We start from the raw sequence: 22,668 nt of genomic DNA, 5'->3' as shown, positions 1-22,668 counted from the left end.
CCGCCCTGCGCATGGCGATGATGGACCGCGCCCACGGTCGCCGCACCGTGCCGCAGATCTTCATCGGCGGCACCCATGTCGGCGGCTGCGATGACATCCACCTGCTTGACCATCAGGGCAAGCTTGACCCGATGCTGGCCGAATGATGCGGGCGGCGCTGGTCCAGCTGACGGTGACGGACGATCCGGCGGCGAACCTGCCGGTGACAGTGGGGTACATCCGGCAGGCGGTGGCGGCTGGCGCGGGCTTCGTGCTGACACCCGAGCTGACCAACGGGCTGTCCTCCAGCCGCGCGCATCAACGCAGCGTGTTCCGGCATGAGGAGGACGATCCGACCCTGGCTGCGCTGCGGGCCGAGGCGAAGGCGGCGGGCATCTGGCTGCTGGTCGGCTCGCTGGGGCTGTTGACGCATGACGCGGACGGGCGCTTCGCCAACCGCAGTTTCCTGATCGCCCCGGATGGCAGCGTGGCGGCGCGTTACGACAAGATCCACATGTTCGACGTGAACGTCTCGGCGACCGAGGTCTACCGGGAAAGCGAGGGCTACCGGCCCGGCACCCGCGCCGTGGTAGCCGAGACGCCCTTCGCGAAGATCGGGATGACCGTCTGCTACGATGTGCGCTTCCCGGCGCTGTACCGTGGGCTGGCGCAGGGCGGCGCGCAGGTGATCACCGTACCCGCGGCCTTCAACCACATCACCGGCGCGGCGCATTGGGAGACCCTGTTGCGGGCGCGGGCGATCGAGACGGGCTGTTTCCTGCTGGCACCCGCGCAGACCGGGTTCCACGCGGAAGCCAACGGCAAGGGGCGCAGGACGCATGGGCATTCGCTGGCCATCGCGCCCTGGGGGGAAGTGCTGGCCGATGCGGGGGTCGAGCCGGGGGTGACTCTGGTCGATCTTGACCTGACTGAAGTCGCGAAGGCGCGGGGCAGGGTGCCCTCGCTTAGCCATGACCGGGGCTTTGACGGGCCATGAGCACCGAAAAGGCTGAGGACATCGCGGTTGCCCTCTTCGGCGAGCTGTTCATGGCCGACCAGCTGGCGCGGAACCGGATTTCCAAGGTGCTGCCGAAGGGGATGGAGCTGTCGCATTTCAGCGTGCTGAACCACCTGGCGCGGGTGGGCGACGAACGCACCCCGGCGCAGCTGGCGAAGTCGTTCCATGTGACGCGGGGCGCAATGACGAACACGCTGGCCAAGCTGGAATGGGCGGGCCATGTGCATATCCGCCCGGACTGGGAGGATGCGCGGCAGAAGTTCGTCGCGATCAGCCCCAGCGGCAGGGCGGCGCGCGAGGCTGCGCTGGCGGGCGTGGTGCCGCTGATCGCCGAGGTGGTGCAGGCCATCGGCGCCGACCGGGTGCGGGCGCTTCTGCCCGTGCTGCGCGAGTTGCGGGTCAAGCTGGAGGACGGCTGACCCTTCGGGTCATGTCCGAAATGCCATACCGCCCCCGGTTCCTCCTGCCGCCGAACCGATAGCCCTTGCCCTGCCAGCGATATCTTCGCATAGATTCGGGGTATCTCCAGGGTTCCGGTCGCCATGCTGCTTTCGCCTCGCCACGTCCTTTCGTCGCTTGCCCTCGGCACTGCGCTGTGCAGTTCGCCCGCGCTGGCCGAGATGACGGTTTCGCCAAACCTGAACGGCATGCCCGGCCTGATCGACATGCCGTCGGGTGATGCGCAGCCAGATGCGACCTTCTCGTTCAGCGTCGGCAATATCGGGCCGATCACCCGCACCACGCTCAGTTTCCAGGCGACGGAACGGCTGTCGGCCTCGTTCCGGTTCCAGACCTGGCGCGATTGGGACGCGGTCATTCCCGGCGACGCCGAAGAATCCGACCGCAGCATCGACCTGCGCTACCAGATCCTGAAAGAGGGCAAGATCGCCCCTGCCGTGACCATCGGTCTTATCGACCTGACCAGCCGAGGGATGTTCGCGTCGGAGTATATTGCCGCCACCAAGACCTTCGGCGACCGGCTGAAGGTGACGGCGGGCCTGGGCTGGGGGCGGCTGGGCAGCTACCAGGGCATCGGCGCGCCCTTTGGCAGCCGCCCTCCGGTCGATCCTGCAGGCACCCCGAATGCCGACCAGTGGTTCCGGGGCGAGGCCGCGCCCTTCTTCGGGGTGGAATACAAGATCAACGACAGTTGGACGCTCAAGGGCGAGTATTCCTCGGACGCCTACCTGATGGAGGACGGCGAACGGGGGCTGATCGAGCGTGACAGCCCGTTCAATTTCGGACTGGAATACCAGCGCGGCCCGAACCTGCGCTTCGGCGTCTATTCGCTTTATGGATCCGAAGTGGGCCTGGCCTTCCACATCATCCTTGACCCGAAAAGCCGGGCGACCGGCGGGATCGTCGGGGCGGCGCCGGTGCCGGTCAAGGCGCGACCCGCCCGCGCGGTCGACCCCGACGCCTATGACGGCGGCTGGGTCACGCAAGCCGATGCCGGCCCGATCCTGCGCGAGAATCTGGCCAAGCGGCTGGCGGCCGACGGCATCGCCGTCGAGGACTTGGCCTATACCGCGACGACCGTCCAGGTGCGCATCCGCAATGGCCGGATTGACGCCGGATCGCAGGCCATCGGCCGCACCGCCCGCGCGCTCAGCCATGTCATGCCCGCCTCGGTCGAGGTGTTCGAGATCGTGCCGGTGGTCAACGGGATCGGCGCTTCGAAGGTCACCATCCGGCGCAGCGACCTGGAAGAGCTGGAATATGCCGCCGACAACGCCACACTGCTGCGCGAGCGGATCACCGTCACCGATGCGGGGGCAGCTCCGGCCTTCTCCCTGGGCGACGAAGACCTGTATCCGAAGTTCCGCTGGAGCCTGAAGCCTGCGATCCGGCTTGCGGAACCGGCAAAGGGCGATATCGGGCTGCGGTTGTCCGGCACCTATGACCTGGCGCCGGGACTTGTGCTGTCCGGCTCGATCTACAAGCCGGTCGCCAGCAACCGCGACAGTGCCACGCCCTCGACATCCGTCTTGCCGCATGTGCGCACCGACAGTGGGCTTTACAACGAATTCGGCGACCCGGCGCTGGAGAAGCTGACCCTGGCCTGGTACGCGCATCCGGCTGAGAACATCTATTCCCGCGTCACCCTCGGCTATCTGGAGCGGATGCATGCCGGGATCTCCGGCGAGGTGCTTTGGATGCCGGTGGACAGCCAGCTCGCCCTGGGTGTGGAGCTGAACTACACCAAGCAGCGCGACACCGACGGCGGGCTGGGCTTCGACGAGTACGACTATGACGTGGTGACGGGCTACGTCTCGGCCTACTACGACTTCGGCAACGGCTACCTTGGGCAGCTTGACGTGGGCCGCTACCTGGCAGGCGATGTCGGCGCAACGATCTCGCTGGACCGGGTCTTCGCGAATGGCTGGCGTGTCGGCGCCTTTGCCACCGTGACCGATGTCAGCGCGGCCGACTTCGGCGAGGGCGGCTTCGACAAGGGCATCCGCTTCACCATCCCGTTCAACTGGGCGCTGGGCACCGACTCGCGTCGTGGCATCGGCATGACGCTGCGACCGAAAACCGGGGACGGCGGCGCGCGGGTGGATGTCGACGACCGGCTCTACGATTCCCTGCGCGAGTATCACACCAACGGGCTTGACCCCGATTGGGGCAGGGTCTGGCGGTGAGGTCAGCCATGAAGCTTGTGGCAGGCGTGGCCCTGCTTGCCGTTCTCGCGGCCTGCGGCAACGAGAAATCCGGGCCGAACCCGATGGTTTCGGCTATTGGCGCAATGGCGAAGGACGGCGTTGCCAAGGTCGCGGCGAAGAAGTCCGGCGGCAAATCCACTGCCAAGGCTGCGACGCCTGCCGAGCTTCGCACCCAGCTGGAGGCAGCGGGCAAGCCCGTTCTCCTCGCCTCCTCCAAGACCCTGGGCCAGACGGGGTTCCTGTCCATCCTGGATGCCAAGGGCGATGTCCTGACCTGGACGACCCCAGACGGGGCGACGTTCTCGCAGCGCAATGGCGTGTTGATCCAGACACGCGGCCTCGGGGCCGACCTGATGTCGGCAGAGGCGCCTTCGGTCGGCCAGTTGCTGCATCCGGGTGCCAGCTACCAGCGCATCTACTATTTTCTCGGCGATGACGACCAGGGGACGCGGCGGACCTATGACTGCACGATCACCATCGTCGGCAAGGAAAGCATCGAGGTCCTTGGCCGCAGCCACAGCGCGACCCATGTGAGCGAGACCTGTGAACGTCCCCTGGGCAAGCTGACCAACGACTACTGGATCGAAGGCGCGTCGATTCGGCAATCACGGCAATGGGTCAGCGGCGCGATCGGCTATATCGAGTTCCAGCGCGTGATCGACTGAAGCCGCTCGGCAGCCCGAGGCCCGGCGAATCTGATGCAAGAATCGCTCAGTTTCGGCTATTCTTTCATCCAAGCCGTGAAGATCGGCTGGCTTTCGTCGGTCCGCTGGTAATCTGGCGCTACGGACCACAGCAGGAGGGCCGCCATGAAGACCCTGATTGCGTTGACGCTGTCCGCCGCCCTGGCTGCGTCGTCTGCCCTTGCTGGCGGTCCTGTCGTCGTGGTCGAGGAAGAACCCCCCGTGGTCGAGGAAAAACCTGCCTCCAGCGCCGGAATGCTGCCCTGGCTGGCTGTGCCGCTGATCCTGTGCATCGTGATGTGCGGGCCGGACGACAACACACCGCCGCCCTGATCGCGGTGCCGTTTCAGTAGTCCTTTTCCAGATAGACCCCGATCCCGGTCTGCCCATCGGCACCCAGGCGGCCCTTGACCGTCACCCCCTCGCGCAGGTCGAGGTTCAGGTTGATCCGGCTCTTGCCCTCCTGATCGACCTCGATCTCGGTATAGACGTTCTCCGAGATGTACTTGCCCGCCTTCAGAGCGGCGCTGCCGTTTTCGTCCGTGGTCACGTCCAGGTCATCCAGCCCGAAGCTGCGGCGCAGGTTGCCGACGATGCCGACGCCGCCGCGCCCGGCCAGCACGGCGACGGCATTCGCCAGTTGCGCGGCTTGCAGGGCCGAGATCTTGTCCAGCCCTCGCCCGAACAGAAGGCGGGCCAGCACCTCTTCCTGCGGCAGTTCGGGCGATGAGATGAAGCTGACCACCGGGTCGTCCGCCGGGCCTTCCACGGTGACGGTGCTGGTGATCCCGTCGCTTTCGGTCGAGGCCTCGATACCGATGTCGGGGACAAGACTGCCCTCCAGAACCATGTCTGCCCGCGACAGGACCAGGCGGCGACCGAGGATATCCATCCGCCCCCGGATCAGGTGGAAGCCACCCGAGGGCCGCATGTCCGCCGTCGTGCCTTGCAGCCGCAACTCGCCGCCCAGTTCGGCGTCGATCCCCCGACCGCGGATGAAGACCTGGCTTGGGGCCGAGATGACCAGGTCCAGCGCGATGGGCCGTGCAGAGCCGCCGCCGCCAGCAGTCGCGCTGCCATCGCCCAGCAGTCCCGCCTTGCGCCGGGTGTCCCGCACGTCGCGCGGTTCGCGCAGGTGGCGGATATCCAGCAGCGCCGCCGCCGAACTGAAGCCCGAAGAGGGCACCCGCACTTCGGTTTCCGATAGGGCGAGGTTCCCCGCCAGTCGCGCGCCGCCGGTCAGCGGGCCTTTCAGCGACAGACCGCCGCTGACTCGGGTGTCGTAAAGTTCGGGGTCGTACAGCCGCAAGGCATCCAGCGCGATCATCAGGTCGGCGGTCTGCGGGCTGGAAAGCCCGATGGGCCCGTCGACCCGCAGCTTCCCGCCTGTCGACAGGCCGGAGGTCGCCGCAAGCCGCAGTGTCCCGTCCTGCAACTGCCCGATGGCCTCGACCTGCTGCAGCGACAGCCCCAGACCGGGATCGGAAATCCGCCCGTCGGCCAGCGTCACCCGCCCCGACAGCGAGCGCAGCGCAAGCGGGCCGTTCAGGCGCAGGTCATAGCCGACGCGGCCCGAGATCGACCGGGGCGAGAGGATCAGGTTCGCCAGCCCCGCCTCGCCCGCACCCTTGATCGTCAGGTCCGCCGAACCGAAGCCGTTGGCAATGCGCCCGACAACCGCGGCGTTGATCTGACCCGGCCCTTTGGCGGAAATGTCCAGGCCATAGCCCTTGTCGTCCTGCGTCGCCGTGCCGGAAATGGTCAGCGGGCCCGGCGCCTCGGGCACGATCAGCTCAAGGTTCGCCAGCCGCGCCTCCAGCTTGATATTGCGCTGGCCGCCGTCGACCGTGCCGCTGGCCGTCGCCGAAAGCTGCGGGTTCGACAGCTTGGCCGACTGCACCTGCACGACGCCATCCTTCAGCGCGAGCGCCACGTCGAGCAGGCTTTTTCCGGCCAGAAGCTTGTCCGCTTCCGGGTTGCCGATCCGCAGCGACTGGCCGGTTCCCGTCAGCGTGACCTGTCCGTCTTCCGGCGTTCCGCTGAAGCGTCCGTCCAGCGCGATCTTGCCGCCATAGCCCGGCCCCAGCACCGCCAGGTTCTCCAGCGTGATCGATCCGGCCAGGTCCGACCCGAGCGACGACAGCTTGCCGTTCGCCCGCGCCAGAAGCCCGTCCGCCGCAACCTCCATCGACCGCAGGACGGTCCCCGCCTCGTCCCGGCGGATCGAGGCGGTCAGGGTCGACGGTCCGGCCAGAAGGCGATCAGCCTGCGGAATGTCCACGCGCAGGTCGCTGCCCTTGAAGGCGATGTCGGCGTCGAAGAACCCCGACAACCGACTGGCCGAGCCGGTCAGCTCCAGCCGGCCCGACCCGCCCAGCTTGCGGCCCGCGATTCCCGAAAAGCGCGAGAAATCGGTCGCGTCCACCGCCAGCCGGCCCGTGGTCAGGAAAGCGTCGCTCAACCCTTCGATCTTCAGCGCCCCGGTGCCGGTCAGGCCCGCGCCCTGGAACCTGATGTCCGAAAGCTGCAAGGCGCCCGAGCCTTCCAGCATATGCATCCGCACCTGGCCGCTGATCTCCGGTCCCAGCGCCTCGGCCAGCGCCGGGTCCATAGGCGCGATGCCCGAAGCCAGCAGGTTGAGCGTTCCGCCAAAGCTGTTGCCCGCCGGGGTCCGCCCCACCCGGCCCGACCCGTCCAGCCGCATCCGGGCGATCTTCATGTCGGGTTGGTCGAACCCGTCCACCGACACTTCGCCCGACCAGCTGTCCTTGTCGCCCGGTTTCGTCGCCAGATGGAATTCGGCCCGGCTGAGGCGGATACTCTCGCCAAAGGGCAGGATGACCGGAGCGTTGTCGGGCGAGGCGAGTGTGCCCGTCACGTCGAACCATTCTGGCAGGCCATCCGCCGCGATCTCGGCCTTGCCGCTCAGGCTCAGCGATCGGGCGGACAGGTCGAAGTGATCCAGCAGGAGCCGCCCCGCCGGGGACCGCAGCGCATCGGCTTTCAGGGCCACCTCGGTGCCGAAGAAATCCACCTGCTCGGGGGCAAGGATCGGCGCCAGGTCGCCCGCCACGTCGGCAAGGAAGCGATAGCCGCCGTTTTCGCCCCGGACCGTCACCGTGCCCTGCAACCGTTCGGCCCCGTCGGTCGCCAGCGCGATCTGCGCCGCATAGTCGTCGACCGGCCCGGTTCCCGTCACCTTCAGCGAGGCCGAGGGCGCGCCGGGTATGTCCAGCAGGCTGACCACGATCCCCTTCGCGTCCTCCTCGGCCACCAGCTCCAGCCCCAGTTGCCGCGTCGCGTTGGAATAGGAGGCGTCCAGCGTGATCTCGCCCCCCGGCCCCTCGCCGGTGCGGATCAGGTCCAGCTTGGCCTGCCCCTCGCCCCCTACAAGCTCCATCGAGGCGTCCAGCGTCCCCGTCACCGCCTGGCCCAGCACCTCTGGCGCCAGTTCGATCCGCTCTGCCGCCACCCGGTCGATGTTCACCGAAACCGGCAGGTCCGGCAGGCTGAAGCCCGAGGCTTCCGGCGAGGGGGACCCGGCCTGCGTCTCGGGCAGGCGTGCGATGATGATTTCCTGCGCCGAAAGCTCGTTGATGTTCAACTCGCCCGACAGCAGCGCCGAGCGGCTCCAGTCCAGCACCACCCCGTTCAGGGTGATCCAGACACCCTTGTCGTCGGCGATGGTCAGCGACGCCATCGTCGCGCGCGAGGACAGGGCGCCCTCGAAGCCTGTCACCGTCACCTGCCGCCCGGCATCGGACAAGGTGTCCTCCAGGAAGGCGGTCAGGTAGTCGCGGTCATCTTCCTGCGCCCAGGCCAGTCCGGGGATCAGGCAGGCGGCGATGAGCAGGAGCCGCCGCATCAGAACGACTGCCCCAGGCCGACGTAGATCTGCACGCCCTCGCCGGTGGTGCCGCTGATCGGCGCGGCCACGTCCAGCCGGATCGGCCCCAGCCCGGTGTCATAGCGCAGGCCCAGGCCCGCCCCGGCATGGCTTTCCGCAGTTGCTCCGGTGAAGCTGTCCAGCCCGATGCTGCCCCAGTCGACGAAGCCCACGACGCCGATCTTGTCGCTGACCTTGGCGCGCAATTCCAGCGATCCGGCCAGGAAATACTTGCCACCGATCAGGAACTGCGGCCCGAAGCCCCGCGTCACCGCGATTCCCAGCGAGCGGTAAGGTTGCCCGCGCACCGTGCCGCCCCCGCCCGAGAAGAACAGGTCGTCGCGCGGGGTTTCCAGCAGGTCCGAACCGAAGATCGCCCCGGCCTGAACCCGGGCCGCGACCACGAATTTCCCCGGCTCGCCCAGGCTGCGAAAGGCGCGCCCGTCCACCGTCGTGCGCAGGCCCGATCCCGTGGTGCCGAACCCGGCAAAGGGCTTGGCGGTGGCGTCCAGGTAGAAGCCCTTGGTCGGGTTGTTCGCCACGTCCCGCTTGTCCCAGGTCACGCCGAAGGGCAGTGAGAGGTTGCGGAAATGGAAGGAACCGCCGGGGTCGCGGCCATCCAGGTAGTCGTAGGTCAGCCCGGCATGGGCCGTCAGCGTTTCGGAAAAGATATGCGAGAACTTCAGCCCGAAGGTCACCGAGTCGAGATTGTAGTCGATCTCGTCTTCATGCGAATAGCCCAGCACCAGCCCCGCCGTCGTGTCCGGGGACAGCGTCGCCGGGCGGTCCAAGGTGATGTCCAGCCCGTAGTCGACGCCGCTTTGCCCCGACCCGATGTTCGTCACCCCGGCCTTGATGCCCAGTCTCTCGCCGCCGCCCAGCAGGTTCCGGTGCAGCCAGGACGCCGAAAGCGACACCCCGTCCAGACTGGCGATCTCGGCCCCGAAGGAATAGCGGCGCGGCTTCTGCTCCACCACCGTGGCGGTGATGCCCAGCAGGTCGGGCGCGGTGATCCTCTCGTCTTCGGTCAGCGCTACCGACGCGAAGATGCCCGTCCGCCGGAGCCGGGTTTCCGCCAGCCGCAACTCGGACTCGCTGAAGGTGTCGCCCTCGGGCAGGCCTGCGATCTTGCGGATGCGACGCTCGCGCATCCTGTCCTCGCCCACGATCTCCAGGTGCCCGAAGCGCAGGCGCGGGCCGGGGGCCAGGGCGATGTCCGCATCCAGCCGCCGCGCCGCGTGGTCGGCCACCACATCCTGCGAGGCGACTTTTGATTTGGCATAGCCCGCCTCCCGCCAGCTCTTGATCGCCACGTCCACCGCCGAGGCCACCGCTCCGCTTTCCGCGACGGCGCCGGTGTGGAACTCCTTCGGCAGCTCGGTCCCCCGCGCCAGCGGCTGCACCCGCGCCAGGCCGAACCGGAAGGGATCGCCGGGGTCCACCGCGATACGGATCACGGAAATCGCGCGGGGAGCCTCCAGCACCGGAATCGCCGCCGCCTCGCGCCCGTCGATCAGGATGCGGATATCGACCGAGTAGTGCCCCTTGGCATACATCGCCGACAAAATCCGGGCATAGTCGGCCCGTGCTGCGGCCAGAAGATCCTGCGGATCGGTCTGTCCTTCGGACTGCAGGGTGCGCAGTTGCGAGGCCCCCTCGACCGCCTGCTGCAGGTCCTTCGACCCGCCCGCCACGACTATGTCCAGCCGGTCCAGCGCCTGCGCCGACGAAGCCGCCAGCGCCAAAAGAACGGCAACGGCAGCCCCCTTGGCCCGCAAGAGATTGCGACCGGCACTCACGTCAAACACCTCATCGACACCACATCCCCGGACTATTGCAGCTTGCATCGGCCCCTTCAATCCGGGGAAACCGCATGGGCGGAGTTGGGTTCCCGCGCAGGCGGCGCCAAGTCCCTTGCAGACTCACCCGCATCGGCCTATATGCACCTCAACAGCTGCTTCAGGGTCCAAACCTGACGCTACCGAAAGTCACGGGCGGGCCGCTGGGTCCGCTTTTTTGTTTCTGGACAGCATGACCGATCTTGTCGCGAAAACCGCCATCGACCGTCGCCTGGCTGACATCGTCCAGCCGGTGATCGAAGGCCTCGGCTTCGAACTCATCCGCCTGCGGCTGATGGGCGGCAAGACGCGCGTGCTGCAGATCATGGCCGACCGTCCCGATGGCGGGATCGGCGTCGACGAATGCGGCGACATCTCTACCGCCGTCTCTGCAGTCCTCGACGTGGAAGACCCGCTGGAGGACAACTATGTCCTCGAAGTCTCCTCGCCCGGCATCGACCGGCCGCTGACCCGGCTGAAGGATTTCGAGATGTGGAAGGGCTGGGAAGCCCGGGTCGAGACGACCGAGCTGATCGACGGCCGCCGCCGCTTCAAGGGCGATCTGGCGGGGGTCGAGGGCGACGAGGTGCTGATCACCATCGAGGAAGGCGGCGAGGAGGTCACCATTGGGCTGCAGTTCGACTGGCTGTCCGATGCCAAGCTGATCCTGAGCGACGCGCTGATCACCGAAATGCTGCGCCAGAAGAAGGTGGCCGAGCCCACCGATGGCCAGTTCGACGAGATCGAGGAAATTGACGGGGACGAGGACGACGAGCCTGCCCCCGAGACGAAACACTGAGCGGAGAGACCCCGATGGCAATCACCTCGGCCAACCAGCTTGAGCTTCTGCAGACCGCCGAAGCCGTTGCGCGCGAAAAGATGATCGACCCGGACCTGGTGATCCAGGCGATGGAGGACAGCCTCGCCCGCGCCGCCAAGTCGCGCTACGGCGCGGAAATGGACATCCGCGTCAAGATCGACCGCAAGACCGGGCGTGCCAGCTTCACCCGCGTCCGCACCGTCACCGAAGACGACCTGATCGAGAACCACCACGCCCAGATCACGGTCAAACAGGCGAAGAGCTACCTCGCCGACCCGCAGATCGGCGACGAAGTCATCGACGACGTCCCCCCGGTCGACCTGGGCCGGATCGCCGCGCAATCGGCCAAGCAGGTGATCCTGCAGAAGGTCCGCGAGGCCGAGCGTGACCGCCAGTTCGAGGAATTCAAGGACCGCAAGGGCACCATCATCAACGGCGCCGTCAAGCGCGAGGAATACGGCAACGTCATCGTCGATATCGGTCGGGGCGAGGGCATCCTGCGCCGGAACGAGAAGATCGGTCGCGAAGCCTACCGCATCGGCGACCGCATCCGCTGCTACATCAAGGACGTCCGCCGCGAGCCGCGCGGGCCGCAGGTCTTCCTGTCGCGCACCGACCCGCAGTTCATGGCCGAGCTGTTCAAGATGGAAGTGCCGGAAATCTATGACGGCATCATCGAGATCAAGGCTGTGGCCCGCGATCCGGGCTCCCGCGCCAAGATCGCCGTGATCAGCTACGACAACTCCATCGACCCGGTCGGCGCCTGCGTCGGGATGCGCGGCAGCCGCGTGCAGGCCGTGGTGAACGAGCTTCAGGGTGAAAAGATCGACATCATCCCGTGGAACCAGGACACCGCGACCTTCCTGGTCAACGCCCTGCAACCCGCCGAAGTCTCGAAGGTGGTCTTCGACGAAGAGGCCGGGAAGATCGAAGTCGTGGTCCCTGATGAGCAGCTTTCGCTCGCCATCGGCCGTCGCGGCCAGAACGTCCGCCTGGCCAGCCAGCTGACTGCGCTGGACATCGACATCCTGACCGAAGCCGAGGAATCGCAGCGTCGCCAGGCCGAATTCGCCGAACGCACCAAGCTATTCATGGACGCGCTCGATGTCGACGAGATGATGGCGCAACTTCTGGTCGCCGAGGGCTTCACCAACCTGGAAGAAGTCGCCTACGTTGAGCTGGACGAGCTTCTGTCCATCGACGGTTTCGATGAGGATACCGCCGCCGAGCTTCAGGCCCGCGCCCGCGACTATCTGGAAGCGGCCAATGCCAAGGCGATGGAAAACGCCCGTGCGATGGGCGTGGAAGACAGCCTGGTCAACTTCGAAGGCCTGACCCCGCAGATGCTGGAAGCCCTGGCCCAGGACGGGATCAAGACGCTGGAAGACTTCGCCACCTGCGCCGATTGGGAACTGGCGGGCGGCTGGACCACGGAAAACGGCCAGCGCAAGAAGGACGAAGGGGTCCTCGAAAAGTTCGACATGTCGCTTGAGGAAGCGCAGACCCTGATCATGACCGCCCGCGTGATGCTGGGCTGGGTCGACCCGACCGAACTCGAGCAACCGGAAGAAGAGGTTGCCGACGACGAGGAGGCCGAGGCCTGATTTCAGGCCTCGGGGACACGCGTTGACGCGCGGCGGCCGGGAAAAAGACAGGGACGACCCGGAACGCAAGTGCATTGCGACCGGGGAAAGCCAGCCGAAGGCGGGTCTGATCCGCTTTTGCGCAGGTCCTGACGGGCAGATCGTCCCGGACGTGCTGGGCAAGCTGCCGGGGCGGGGCATCTACGTCTCGGCCGACCGGGCGGCGCTTGAGAAGGCGGTGAAGAAGAATCTCTTCACCCGCGCGGCCCGCCAGCCGGTGAAAGTGCCGGAAGGTCTGGCCGATCTGGTCGAGGCTCTGATCGCCCAGCGGACCGTCGATCTTCTGTCGATGGCGCGCAAGGCGGGTGAGGCTGTCACCGGCTACGAGAAGGTGAAGGACTGGCTGGTCAAGGGCACGGCGGCAACGCTGATCCAGGCCAGCGACGGGTCGGAACGGGGCAAGACGAAGCTGCATGCGCCGGAAGGCGAAAAGGGCTTCGTCGGCTGTCTGACGGCTGGGGAAATCGGTTTGGCATTCGGGCGCGAACGTGCGATACACGCCGCGCTTGCCGCTGGTGGACTCAGGTCCCGTGTTGTAGAGGAAGCGGCAAAACTCGCGGGCCTGCGTGGGCAGGCCGGTGGGGATGACGGCGGCGAGACCGCCATGAAGGATACGAAGAACGAATGACCGATACTGACGGCAAGAAACCTCTTGGCCTTGGCGGCGCCCCCCGTTCCGGACAGGTGAAGCAAAGCTTCAGCCACGGCCGGACCAAAAGCGTCGTGGTCGAAACCAAACGCAAGCGCGTGGTGGTGCCCACTCCGGTCAAGCCGGGGGCGCCCGGCGCTGGCGCGCCGTCGACCGCGACCGGGCTTGGCGATCCGTCCAAGCGTCCTGCCGGAATCACCGATGCCGAGATGGAGCGTCGCCTTGCCGCCCTCCGTGCTGCCAAGGCGCGTGAGGCCGAGGATGCCGCCCGCCGGGCCGAGGAAGACCGCGCCCGCGAGGAAGAGCGTGCCCTCCGCCGCGCCGAGATCGAGGCGAAGGAGCGCGAGGATCGCGAACGCGCCGAAGCCCTGCGCCTGAAGGCCGAGGAAGAGGAGCGCGCCGCCAAGGCCGAAGCAGCCGCCAAGATCGCGGCAGCCGAAGCCCGCAAGGCCGATGTTCTGGGCACCCGCGCCCGTTCGGCCACTCCGCCGCCTGCTGCCGCCAAACCGGCTGACCGTGCTGCCCCGGCCTCGCCTGCGGCGACCGAGGATGCGCGCGGCCCGGCCTCGGCCAAGCCCGGCCTGCCGACGCCCCGCAAGACCGACCGCGAGAAGGACGACCGCGCCGACCGCGGCGCCAAGCGTGGTGGTGGCGACGAGGGTCGCCGTTCGGGCAAGCTGACGCTCTCGGACGCCATCTCGGACGAGGGTGGCCGCCAGCGCAGCCTGGCCGCGATCAAGCGCAAGCAGGAAAAGGCCCGCGCCAAGGCGCTTGGCCTGGGCCACAAGGCCGAAAAGCAGGTGCGCGATGTGCAGCTGCCGGAAACCATCGTCGTCAGCGAACTGGCGAACCGGATGGCCGAACGTGCCGCCGACGTGGTCAAGGCCCTGATGAAAATGGGCATGATGGTCACGATGAACCAGGCCATCGACGCCGACACCGCCGAACTGGTGATCGAGGAATTCGGCCACAAGGCCGTCCGCGTGTCGGATGCCGACGTGGAACAGGTCATCGACACCGTCAAGGACACCGACGAAAGCCTGCAATCGCGTCCCCCGATCGTCACGATCATGGGCCACGTCGACCACGGCAAGACCTCGCTCCTGGACGCGATCCGCCATGCCAACGTCGTGTCGGGCGAAGCCGGCGGGATCACCCAGCACATCGGCGCCTATCAGGTGAAAACCCCGAACGGCCAGCTGGTGACCTTCCTCGACACGCCGGGCCACGCGGCCTTCACCTCCATGCGTTCGCGCGGGGCCCAGGTGACGGACATCGTGGTGCTGGTGGTCGCTGCGGATGACGCCGTGATGCCGCAGACGGTCGAGGCGATCAATCACGCCAAGGCCGCCAAGGTTCCGATGATCGTGGCGATCAACAAGATCGACAAGCACGAGGCGAACCCGACCAAGGTCCGCACGGACCTGCTCCAGCACGAGGTCGTGGTCGAAGCCATGTCCGGCGACGTGCAGGACGTGGAAGTGTCGGCCAAGACCGGGCTGGGGCTGGACGACCTTCTGGAAGCCATCGCGCTGCAGGCCGAGGTGCTGGAACTGCGCGCCAACCCGAACCGGGCGGCGTCTGGCGCGGTGATCGAAGCCAAGCTCGACGTGGGCCGGGGTCCGGTCGCGACGGTGCTGGTCCAGAACGGCACGCTGCGCAAGGGCGACATCTTCGTCGTCGGCGAACAGTGGGGCAAGGTCCGCGCGCTGATCAACGACAAGGGCGAAACCATCGCCGAAGCCGGGCCTTCGGTTCCGGTCGAGGTGCTGGGCCTCAGCGGCACGCCCTCGGCGGGCGACACGCTGAACGTGGTCGAGACCGAAGCCCAGGCGCGGGAGATCGCGGATTACCGGATCAAGACCGCCAAGGACAAGCGGGCTGCGGCGGGCGCTGCGACCACGCTGGAACAGCTGATGGCCAAGGCCAAGGCTGACCAGTCGGTCGCGGAACTGCCGATCCTGATCAAGGCCGACGTGCAGGGCTCTGCCGAGGCTATCGTTCAGGCGATGGAGAAGATCGGCAACGAGGAAGTCCGTGTCCGGGTGCTGCATTCCGGCGTGGGGGCGATCACCGATACCGACGTGGCGCTGGCCGAGGCGTCGAAGGCGCCGATCATCGGCTTCAACGTCCGCGCCAACGCGACGGCGCGGGCTTCGGCGACGCAGAAGGGCGTGGAGATCCGCTACTACTCGATCATCTACGATCTGGTCGACGATATCAAAGCCGCCGCGTCGGGCCTGTTGAAGGCCGAGGTGCGCGAGCATTTCATCGGCTATGCCAAGATCCTGGAGGTCTTCAAGGTCTCGGGCGTCGGCAAGGTCGCGGGCTGCCTGATCACCGAGGGGGTCGCGCGGCGGTCGGCGGGCGTCCGTCTCCTGCGGGACAACGTGGTGATCCACGAGGGCACGCTGAAGACACTGAAACGCTTCAAGGACGAGGTGAAGGAAGTCATCTCGGGCCAGGAATGCGGGATGGCCTTCGAGAACTACGAGGATATCCGGCAGAACGACGTCATCGAGATCTTCGAGCGGGAAGAGGTCCAGCGCACGCTGGACTGATCCTGTCCACGGTGGACAGATTTTCGCGACCAGTCTTTTCAAGGGGTTGGCTGCGGACGTTCAGGAAATATTAGGAATTGCGCCGGGCTTTCGGGTCCGGCGTTTTTCTTTTCCGGACGGCTCGTCGTGCGCCTTCGGCTTCTCCTCGCGGGGCGGAGCGAGGAGTGCCCGAAGGGCTTCGACGAGCGGTTGTCAGAGCCAGTCGCGCAGGATCGGAATCAGCGGCAGGTCGGCGGGGGGCATCGGATAGTCGCGCAGCCGGTTGGGCGCGACCCAGGCAAGCTGCTGCCCTTCGAGCGAGCGGACCGTGCCCTGCCAGCGGCGGCAGGCGTAGAGCGGCATCAGCAGGTGGAAGTCTTCGTAGGTGTGGCTGGCGAAGGTCAAGGGCGCGAGGCAGCTGGTCCAGGTGTCGATGTCGAGTTCTTCCTTCAGCTCGCGGATCAGCGCGGCTTCGGGGGTTTCACCGGGTTCGACCTTGCCGCCGGGGAATTCCCAGAGACCCGCAAGCGACTTGCCCTCGGGGCGCTGGGCCAGAAGGACGCGGCCGTCGGGGTCGATCAGGGCGACAGCAGAGGCGAGGATGATTCTCATGCGGGGTCCTTGGTGGGGACCGCCGGGGGGCCAGCCCCCCGGACCCCCCGGGATATTTGGGGACAGAAAATATCAGGAGCGGTAGTCGGCGTTGATCTCGACGTAGCGCGCGGTGAGGTCGCAGGTCCAGACGCTCCGCCTGGCCTTGCCAAGCCCGAGGTCGACGGCGAAGACCAGGTCCTGCCCCTGCATGTAGGCCGCGCCGTCCTCTTCCTTGTAATCGGGGTTCCGCCAGCCGTTTTGGGCGACGAGGATGTCGCCGAAGCGGATGGTCAGCTTGTCGCGGTCGGCTGCGGCCCCCGACTTGCCGATGGCGGCGACGATGCGGCCCCAGTTCGGGTCCTGCCCGGCGACGGCGGTCTTCACCAAGGGCGAGTTGGCGATGGCGAAGGCGACTTTCGCCGCGTCTTCGTCGGAGGCGGCGCCGGTGACGCGCACTTCGACCAGCTTGGTCGCGCCCTCGCCGTCGCGCACCACCTGCAGTGCAAGGTCGCGCATGACGCCCGCCAACGCGGTCTCGAAGGCTTTCAGTGCCGGGCCTTTCAACTCGGCGGCCTTCGACTGGCCGGTCGCGGCGATGAGCAGCGTGTCGGAGGTGGAGGTGTCGCTGTCCACCGTGATCGAGTTGAAGGTGGCGTCGACGTTGCGCGCGAGCATCTTCTGCAGCTGGTTCGCGCCGATCTTCGCGTCGGTGAAGATGTAGACCAGCATGGTCGCCATGTCGGGCGCGATCATGCCCGAACCCTTTGCGATGCCGGAGATGTGGATCACCCCGCCCTCGCCCTGCACCGTCGCGGCGGCGCCCTTCGGGAAGGTGTCGGTGGTCATGATCGCCTGCGCGGCCATTTCCACCGCGTCTTCCTTCAACGCGGCGACAAGGGCGGGCACCTTGGCGGTGATCTTCTCGAACGGCAGCGGCTCGCCGATCACGCCGGTCGAGGAGGAGAAGACACGCGAGGCGGGCATCCCCAAAGCCTCGGCGACCGCGCCGGTGACGGCGGCGACAGCCTCATCCCCGACGCGACCGGTGAAGGCGTTGGAATTGCCGGAGTTCACGATGATCGCCGCCCCTGCATCCGCCGAAACCTTCATCGCAAGCTTGGCCTGGCAGTCGCGGACGCAACCCGACCGGGTGGAGGAGCGGGTGAAGACCCCGGCCATCGTCGTGCCGGGGGCAAGGCGGACGAGCATCACGTCCTTGCGGTTCTGGTAGCGCACGCCCGCCTCCACCGCCGCGAATTCGGCGCCGGGGATGGCGGGCAGCACCGGGAAGCTGGCGGGGGCCAAGGGCGAGACCGGCTTCAGCGCCTTCTTCGCCGCCGCGACCACGTCGTTGACCGCGCCAGACACGGCTTCCGTCACCGCTTCGGCCACCGGGGCTGCCGCCGCGGTCAGGTTGTCCTTCAGCTTGCGCACTTTCTTCTTCAGCGCCTTCGCTTCGGCCTTCCAGTCGGTCTTCGCCATGTCCCGTCCCTCTTGTTGCCGGTTCCGTCAGTCGATCAGGGCCGAGTTCTTCAGGATCGCCGGGTCCAGCCCTTCGCCATCGCGGGTGATCGTGGCGCCCTTGCTCAGCTCGTCGATCTTCGCAGTTACTGCAGCGCGTTCAACCTCGGAGGCAAGTTCGTCGCGCATCTGGTCCAGCGTCGGCTTTTCGGCGATGCGGGTTTCCTTGACCAGGATCAGGTGGTAGCCGAAATCGGTCTGCACCGGGCCGGTCACTTCGCCGACCTTGGCGCCGACGACGGCATCCTCGAAGGGCTTGACCATCATGCCGAGGCCGAACCACCCGAGGTCGCCGCCATTGGCGCCCGATCCGGTGTCGGTGGACTTGGCCTTGGCCAGTTCGGCGAAATCGGCCCCGCCGGCGAGTTCGGTCTTCAGCGCGTCGGCCTCTTCCTGGGTGGCGACCAGGATATGCGCGGCATGGTATTCGGTCTGCGGCTTGGCGTCCTTGAAGCGGTCGTCATAGGCCTTCTGCAGCGCCGCGTCGGTGACGGCTTCCTTGACGATGCCTTCGATGGCAAGACCCGAGACATAGCCGCGCTTCTCATTGTCGATGGTGGCGACGGCGCGGGGGCCGAGGTCCTTGATCGACTGCGCCAGGACTTCCTGCTGGATCAGCTGGTCGTAGATGCCCTTGAACAGGACGTCATCGGGCAAGGACTGGTATTCCGGCGGCAGGGTTTCCTTCATCGCGATCATCTGGCCAAGGGTGATCTTGGCACCGTTGACCGTGGCCACCACGGTATCGGCGGTTTCGCCTTCGGCCAGCACCGGACCGGCCAGCAGCGCACCCAGCGCCAGAACCGACCAGAATCCTGAACGTTTCGTCATTTTCACCATCTCCTGATCGGCGCGATCCGCCTGCCCAAGTTGACTATCCCGGCCTTCCCCCTTACATCGCGACAGTCGCGTGGAACGGGGCCCTCCGGTCATTCACTGGCCCTTCTAGGGAAGGTGTCGGAGCCGGGCAAGTCAAAGTGCCACACGATGCTGTCAGAAGCCGCTGGACGGAGAGAACATGCTGGGATTTGGATCGCTTGCGCGCAAGGTGTTCGGGACCCCGAACGACCGCAAGGTAAAGTCCGTCCGTCCGGTCGTGGCGCAGATCAATGCGCTGGAGCCGGAATACCAGGCGCTGACCGACGAAGGGATCATCGCCAAGACGCGCGAGTTCCAGAAGCGGGTGCAGGAGGGCGGGGAAGATCTGGACAGCATCCTGCCGGAAGCCTTCGCCAACTGCCGCGAGGGCGCGCGCCGGGCGCTGGGGCTGCGGGCCTTCGACGTGCAGCTGAAGGGCGCGATGTTCCTGCACCAGGGCAACATCTCCGAGATGAAGACGGGCGAGGGCAAGACGCTGGTCGCCGCTTTCGCGGCCTACCTGAATGCGCTGACCGGCAAGGGGGTGCATGTCGTCACGGTGAACGACTACCTGGCCAGGCGCGACTCGGAATGGATGGGCAAGGTCTATGCCCAGCTGGGGATGACGACGGGGGTGGTCTATTCGCACCAGCCCGACGCCGAGAAGATGGCGGCCTACCGCGCCGACATCACCTATGCCACCAACAACGAGCTGGGCTTCGACTACCTGCGCGACAACATGAAGGGCTCCTTGGAGGACATGGCGCAGCGCGGGCACAACTATGCCATCGTCGACGAGGTGGACAGTATCCTGATCGACGAGGCGCGGACGCCCTTGATCATCTCGGGCCCAAGCCAGGACCGCAGCCCGCTGTACACGGCGGTGGATGCGGTGATCCCGCAGCTGACGCCCGAGCATTATGCGGTCGACGAAAAGACCCGCGGCGTGACGCTGACGGAAGAGGGCAACGATGCCATCGAGGCGCTGCTGCACCAGGCGGGGATCCTGCCGGAGGGGCAGAACCTGTATGCGGCGGAAAGCACCACCATCGTCCACCATGTCAACCAGGCGCTGCGGGCGCACAAGCTGTTCTTCAAGGACCAGCAATACATCGTCCGCGACGACGAGGTGATGCTGATCGACGAATTCACCGGGCGGATGATGAAGGGGCGGCGGCTCTCGGACGGTCTGCACCAGGCGATCGAGGCCAAGGAGGGGGTGAAGATCAACCCCGAGAACGTGACCTATGCCAGCGTCACCTTCCAGAACTACTTCCGGCTTTATGACAAGCTGGGCGGCATGACCGGCACGGCGGCGACCGAGGCCGAGGAATTCCGCGAGATCTACGGTCTGGGTGTGGTCGAGGTGCCGACCAACCGTCATGTCGCCCGCCTGGACGAGCATGACCAGGTGTTCCGCTCTGCCCGCGAGAAATACGACGGCATCCTGAAGGCGATCAAGGAAGCGCACGAGAAGGGGCAGCCGATCCTGGTCGGCACCACCTCGATCGAGAAGTCGGAGCAGCTGTCGGACCTGTTGAAGAAGGACGGCATCCCGCATTCGGTGCTGAACGCGCGCCAGCACGAGATGGAAGCCAAGATCGTTGCCGACGCGGGCAAGCTGGGCTCTGTCACCATCGCGACGAACATGGCGGGGCGGGGGACCGACATCAAGCTGGGCGGCAACGTCGAGTTCAAGATCATGGAGGCCATCGCCGCCGACCCCGAGGGCGACCACGTCGCCATCCGCGCCCGGATCGAGGCCGCGCATACGGGCGAGGAAGAGGCCGTCAAGCAGGCCGGGGGCCTGTTCGTGCTGGGCACCGAACGCCACGAAAGCCGCCGGATCGACAACCAGCTGCGCGGTCGCTCGGGCCGTCAGGGCGACCCGGGCCGTTCGGCCTTCTTCCTGTCGCTGGAAGACGACCTGATGCGCATCTTCGGGTCGGAACGGCTGGACAAGATCCTGTCCACGCTCGGGATGCAGGAAGGCGAATCCATCGTTCACCCCTGGGTCAACAAGAGCCTGGAGAAAGCGCAGGCCAAGGTCGAGGGGCGCAACTTCGACATCCGCAAGCAGCTTCTGAAATTCGACGACGTGATGAACGACCAGCGCAAGGCGATCTTCAGCCAGCGCCTTGAAATCCTGCAGGCCGACCACGTCGCCGACGTTGCTGCCGACATGCGGCATCAGGTTGTCGAAGATCTCGTCGACCTGACCATGCCGCCCAAATCCTATTCCGACAGCTGGGACGTCGATGGACTGGTCACCGGCTGCCGCGACATGCTGAACATCGACCTGCCGATTGCCGCCTGGGCCGCCGAGGAAGGCGTCGACCAGAACGACATCATGCAGCGCATCATCGAAGCTTCGGACAAGATGATGGCCGAGAAGACCACGGCCTTCGGCGAAACCACGATGCAGACCATCGAGAAGCAGGTCCTGCTGCAAGCCATCGACAGCAAGTGGCGCGAACACCTGCTTCGGCTGGAACACCTGCGCTCGGTGGTGAACTTCCGCGGCTATGCGCAGCGCGACCCGCTGAACGAATACAAGACCGAAGCCTTCCAGCTGTTCGAGGGGCTGCTGAACTCGCTGCGCGAGCAGACCACGCAACAGTTGTCGCGCATCCGTCCGGTGTCGCAAGAGGAACAGGACGCCATGATGCGGCAGATGCTGGCCGCCCAGCAGGCCGCCGCAGCCGAGCAGGCCAAAGCGGTCGAGGCTGCCGCCGGTCCGGCCGTCCTGGTCGCCGCGCCTGCCGCCGCCGCCGCAACCCGCCTGGCCGGGTTCGACGAAACCGACCCGACGACCTGGGGCAACCCCGGCCGCAATGACGCCTGCCCCTGCGGCTCGGGCGAGAAGTTCAAGCATTGCCACGGGCGCCTCGCCTGAGGCAGAGCTGCTGACCCCGGCCGGATGTGGCCGGGGTGCTTTGTTCTTGCCTTGGCGTCAATCGGGGGGTTGCGGCGCGACCTTCCCCAATAATGCCATTTCTCCGCCAGTATTGGGGTCTACCCCGACCTGAGTACGATTCTCGTGCCGGGGCGCTGCCATGCTTTTGGGCAAAAAGGTTCTGCGGATCACCGCAGCAGTGGCCGTTGCGGCAGCAGCGGCCCATACGGCTGAGCGGCTGAAGGCGCCTGCCGTCGAACAGTCGGTTCTGGTCTCCGCTGCCCGGCTTGCGACCTCCGACGCTTCGCCCGATCCCTCGACCGAGTCGGCGGTGCCGCAATCCGCCTCGCTCAGCAGCCCGGTGGAAAAGCGGGTCGGCGATCTGACCGGCATCACCCCGGTGGCGGCCACGACTCCGCCCGCAGGCGGTGACCGTTGTCGCCCCGAGCTTCAGCTTTCCACCCAACCCGGCGCGATGATCCGCCTGTCCCTTGCAGCGCCCTGCAACCGGGGCGAACGGTTCATCGTGCGGCACGCCGGTCTGGCCTTTTCGGCGCGGACCCAAGCCGACGGCTTCGCGACCGTGACCCTGCCTGCCCTGCGCGCCGATGCGCTGGTCGCCGGTCTATCTGCAGGATTCCCGTCTGGTGCTGGGCAAGATCGCGGTCCCTGATGTCAGCGCCTATTCGCGCTTTGCCATCGTCTGGGAACTTCCTGCCGATCTGGACCTGCGCGTCACCGATGGCACGAAGGTTCTGGTCGGCAGCGGCACCTCGGCTTCCGATGGTGACCAGGGGGTGATCGCGCTGGGCTCCACCGCAGTGCAGTCTCCTGTCCTGGCGCGGGTCTATTCCGTTCGCAGCCAGACATTGGGCGATGCCGACATCACCGGAGAACTCAGGATCACACCCGCCTCATGCGGGCGGACTCTGCGGGTGGACACGGTCTACTCTTCCCGCGGCATCGCCACCACTGCCGACCAGGCGATCAGGGTTCCGCTATGCGGCACCGCCGGCGATATTCTGGTGTTGAAGAATCTTGCGCCTGCCCCGAAACTCGCCGCCCCGAAGTAGGTGC

Annotated in this window: 18 protein-coding genes; 13 read left to right on the top strand and 5 right to left on the bottom strand. The window is 66.7% G+C overall.

Translation table 11 applies throughout. The features are described 5' to 3' along the window. The 6 genes from ACE3P6_RS10235 to ACE3P6_RS10210 all read left to right on the top strand — a co-directional run. On the top strand, nt 1–146 hold a 146-nt coding region (locus ACE3P6_RS10235; protein WP_374394500.1), incomplete at its 5' end, for a glutaredoxin domain-containing protein. After that, complete coding sequence (locus ACE3P6_RS10230) at nt 146–976, top strand: carbon-nitrogen hydrolase family protein (protein WP_374394498.1); 831 nt, start codon at nt 146–148, stop codon at nt 974–976. The genes ACE3P6_RS10235 and ACE3P6_RS10230, both read left to right, overlap by 1 nt. Further along, nucleotides 973–1,416: a MarR family winged helix-turn-helix transcriptional regulator gene (locus tag ACE3P6_RS10225; protein WP_374375317.1), complete on the top strand. Its 444-nt coding sequence runs from the start codon at nt 973–975 to the stop codon at nt 1,414–1,416. The genes ACE3P6_RS10230 and ACE3P6_RS10225 overlap by 4 nt, the downstream gene beginning before the upstream one ends. A 123-nt stretch (nt 1,417–1,539) precedes the next feature. Beyond that, nucleotides 1,540–3,642 (top strand): YjbH domain-containing protein, encoded by a 2,103-nt coding sequence (locus ACE3P6_RS10220; protein ID WP_374394492.1) that lies wholly within the window; start codon nt 1,540–1,542, stop codon nt 3,640–3,642. An 8-nt stretch (nt 3,643–3,650) separates the two neighbouring features. Next, entirely contained in the window at nt 3,651–4,328 is a 678-nt protein-coding gene (locus tag ACE3P6_RS10215; protein ID WP_374394490.1) for a YjbF family lipoprotein, read from the top strand. 144 nt (nt 4,329–4,472) lie between these two features. Beyond that, nucleotides 4,473–4,679: a hypothetical protein gene (locus ACE3P6_RS10210; protein WP_374394487.1), complete on the top strand. Its 207-nt coding sequence runs from the start codon at nt 4,473–4,475 to the stop codon at nt 4,677–4,679. 13 nt (nt 4,680–4,692) lie between these two features. Here ACE3P6_RS10210 and ACE3P6_RS10205 read toward each other — a convergent pair whose 3' ends face one another. Beyond that, nucleotides 4,693–8,211 carry a translocation/assembly module TamB domain-containing protein gene (locus ACE3P6_RS10205; protein WP_374394485.1) on the bottom strand — a complete coding sequence of 1,173 codons (3,519 nt, stop codon included), beginning with the start codon at nt 8,209–8,211 and terminating at the stop codon, nt 4,693–4,695. Further along, the gene (locus tag ACE3P6_RS10200) at nt 8,211–10,040 is read right to left on the bottom strand and encodes an autotransporter assembly complex family protein (protein WP_374394482.1); all 1,830 of its coding nucleotides are present in this window, start codon (nt 10,038–10,040) and stop codon (nt 8,211–8,213) included. The genes ACE3P6_RS10205 and ACE3P6_RS10200 overlap by 1 nt, the downstream gene beginning before the upstream one ends. A gap of 223 nt (nt 10,041–10,263) precedes the next feature. Between ACE3P6_RS10200 and rimP the strand changes: the two genes are divergently transcribed. From rimP to infB, 4 genes are read left to right on the top strand one after another with little or no spacing between them, the layout of a single operon-like run. Then, nucleotides 10,264–10,869, top strand: coding sequence for a ribosome maturation factor RimP (gene rimP, locus ACE3P6_RS10195; RefSeq protein ID WP_374394480.1), 606 nt, complete (start codon nt 10,264–10,266; stop codon nt 10,867–10,869). Nucleotides 10,870–10,883: 14 nt separating this feature from the next. Further along, nucleotides 10,884–12,494: a transcription termination factor NusA gene (gene nusA, locus ACE3P6_RS10190; protein ID WP_374374062.1), complete on the top strand. Its 1,611-nt coding sequence runs from the start codon at nt 10,884–10,886 to the stop codon at nt 12,492–12,494. Between the two features lie 22 nt (nt 12,495–12,516). Continuing rightward, nucleotides 12,517–13,161: an RNA-binding protein gene (locus tag ACE3P6_RS10185; RefSeq protein ID WP_374394478.1), complete on the top strand. Its 645-nt coding sequence runs from the start codon at nt 12,517–12,519 to the stop codon at nt 13,159–13,161. After that, nucleotides 13,158–15,743 carry a translation initiation factor IF-2 gene (gene infB, locus ACE3P6_RS10180; RefSeq protein ID WP_374394474.1) on the top strand — a complete coding sequence of 862 codons (2,586 nt, stop codon included), beginning with the start codon at nt 13,158–13,160 and terminating at the stop codon, nt 15,741–15,743. Before ACE3P6_RS10185 ends, infB begins: the two co-directional genes overlap by 4 nt. Nucleotides 15,744–15,935: 192 nt before the next feature. Here the strand turns inward: infB and ACE3P6_RS10175 are convergent, their stop codons facing one another. The 3 genes from ACE3P6_RS10175 to ACE3P6_RS10165 all read right to left on the bottom strand — a co-directional run bounded on the left by ACE3P6_RS10175 (nt 15,936) and on the right by ACE3P6_RS10165 (nt 18,668). Beyond that, a complete protein-coding gene (locus ACE3P6_RS10175; protein ID WP_374394472.1) occupies nt 15,936–16,334 on the bottom strand; it encodes a (deoxy)nucleoside triphosphate pyrophosphohydrolase in 399 nt (132 codons plus the stop codon). 72 nt (nt 16,335–16,406) lie between these two features. Continuing rightward, on the bottom strand, nt 16,407–17,798 hold the full coding sequence (gene argJ, locus ACE3P6_RS10170) for a bifunctional glutamate N-acetyltransferase/amino-acid acetyltransferase ArgJ (RefSeq protein WP_374394469.1): 1,392 nt from the start codon (nt 17,796–17,798) through the stop codon (nt 16,407–16,409). Between the two features lie 27 nt (nt 17,799–17,825). Next, the gene (locus ACE3P6_RS10165; protein WP_374394468.1) at nt 17,826–18,668 is read right to left on the bottom strand and encodes a peptidylprolyl isomerase; all 843 of its coding nucleotides are present in this window, start codon (nt 18,666–18,668) and stop codon (nt 17,826–17,828) included. Between the two features lie 187 nt (nt 18,669–18,855). On the opposite strand from ACE3P6_RS10165, the gene secA reads away from it, so the two are divergent. The 3 genes from secA (at nt 18,856) to ACE3P6_RS10150 (ending at nt 22,664) form a co-directional block, all read left to right on the top strand. Further along, nucleotides 18,856–21,591, top strand: coding sequence for a preprotein translocase subunit SecA (secA, locus tag ACE3P6_RS10160; protein ID WP_374394465.1), 2,736 nt, complete (start codon nt 18,856–18,858; stop codon nt 21,589–21,591). Between the two features lie 160 nt (nt 21,592–21,751). Then, nucleotides 21,752–22,264, top strand: a complete 513-nt coding sequence (locus tag ACE3P6_RS10155) for a hypothetical protein (protein WP_374394463.1) — start codon at nt 21,752–21,754, stop codon at nt 22,262–22,264. Next, on the top strand, nt 22,239–22,664 hold the full coding sequence (locus ACE3P6_RS10150) for a hypothetical protein (protein WP_374394460.1): 426 nt from the start codon (nt 22,239–22,241) through the stop codon (nt 22,662–22,664). Before ACE3P6_RS10155 ends, ACE3P6_RS10150 begins: the two co-directional genes overlap by 26 nt. Nucleotides 22,665–22,668 lie beyond the last annotated feature (4 nt).

The organism is Tabrizicola sp. (assembly GCF_041911175.1).
GTDB lineage: Bacteria > Pseudomonadota > Alphaproteobacteria > Rhodobacterales > Rhodobacteraceae > Tabrizicola.
Note: the sequence above shows the minus strand (reverse complement) of the source record. Positions and strands in the feature narration are given on the sequence as shown.

Excerpts from the sequence above, each read along its gene's own strand:
- ACE3P6_RS10155 (WP_374394463.1), top strand. The coding sequence starts at position 21,752 with ATGCTTTTGGGCAAAAAGGTTCTGCGGATCACCGCAGCAGTGGCCGTT.
- ACE3P6_RS10175 (WP_374394472.1), bottom strand. The coding sequence starts at position 16,334 with ATGAGAATCATCCTCGCCTCTGCTGTCGCCCTGATCGACCCCGACGGC.
- nusA (WP_374374062.1), top strand. The coding sequence starts at position 10,884 with ATGGCAATCACCTCGGCCAACCAGCTTGAGCTTCTGCAGACCGCCGAA.
- ACE3P6_RS10220 (WP_374394492.1), top strand. The coding sequence starts at position 1,540 with ATGCTGCTTTCGCCTCGCCACGTCCTTTCGTCGCTTGCCCTCGGCACT.
- rimP (WP_374394480.1), top strand. The coding sequence starts at position 10,264 with ATGACCGATCTTGTCGCGAAAACCGCCATCGACCGTCGCCTGGCTGAC.
- ACE3P6_RS10210 (WP_374394487.1), top strand. The coding sequence starts at position 4,473 with ATGAAGACCCTGATTGCGTTGACGCTGTCCGCCGCCCTGGCTGCGTCG.
- ACE3P6_RS10215 (WP_374394490.1), top strand. The coding sequence starts at position 3,651 with ATGAAGCTTGTGGCAGGCGTGGCCCTGCTTGCCGTTCTCGCGGCCTGC.
- ACE3P6_RS10225 (WP_374375317.1), top strand. The coding sequence starts at position 973 with ATGAGCACCGAAAAGGCTGAGGACATCGCGGTTGCCCTCTTCGGCGAG.
- argJ (WP_374394469.1), bottom strand. The coding sequence starts at position 17,798 with ATGGCGAAGACCGACTGGAAGGCCGAAGCGAAGGCGCTGAAGAAGAAA.
- infB (WP_374394474.1), top strand. The coding sequence starts at position 13,158 with ATGACCGATACTGACGGCAAGAAACCTCTTGGCCTTGGCGGCGCCCCC.
- secA (WP_374394465.1), top strand. The coding sequence starts at position 18,856 with ATGCTGGGATTTGGATCGCTTGCGCGCAAGGTGTTCGGGACCCCGAAC.
- ACE3P6_RS10205 (WP_374394485.1), bottom strand. The coding sequence starts at position 8,211 with ATGCGGCGGCTCCTGCTCATCGCCGCCTGCCTGATCCCCGGACTGGCC.
- ACE3P6_RS10230 (WP_374394498.1), top strand. The coding sequence starts at position 146 with ATGCGGGCGGCGCTGGTCCAGCTGACGGTGACGGACGATCCGGCGGCG.
- ACE3P6_RS10165 (WP_374394468.1), bottom strand. The coding sequence starts at position 18,668 with ATGACGAAACGTTCAGGATTCTGGTCGGTTCTGGCGCTGGGTGCGCTG.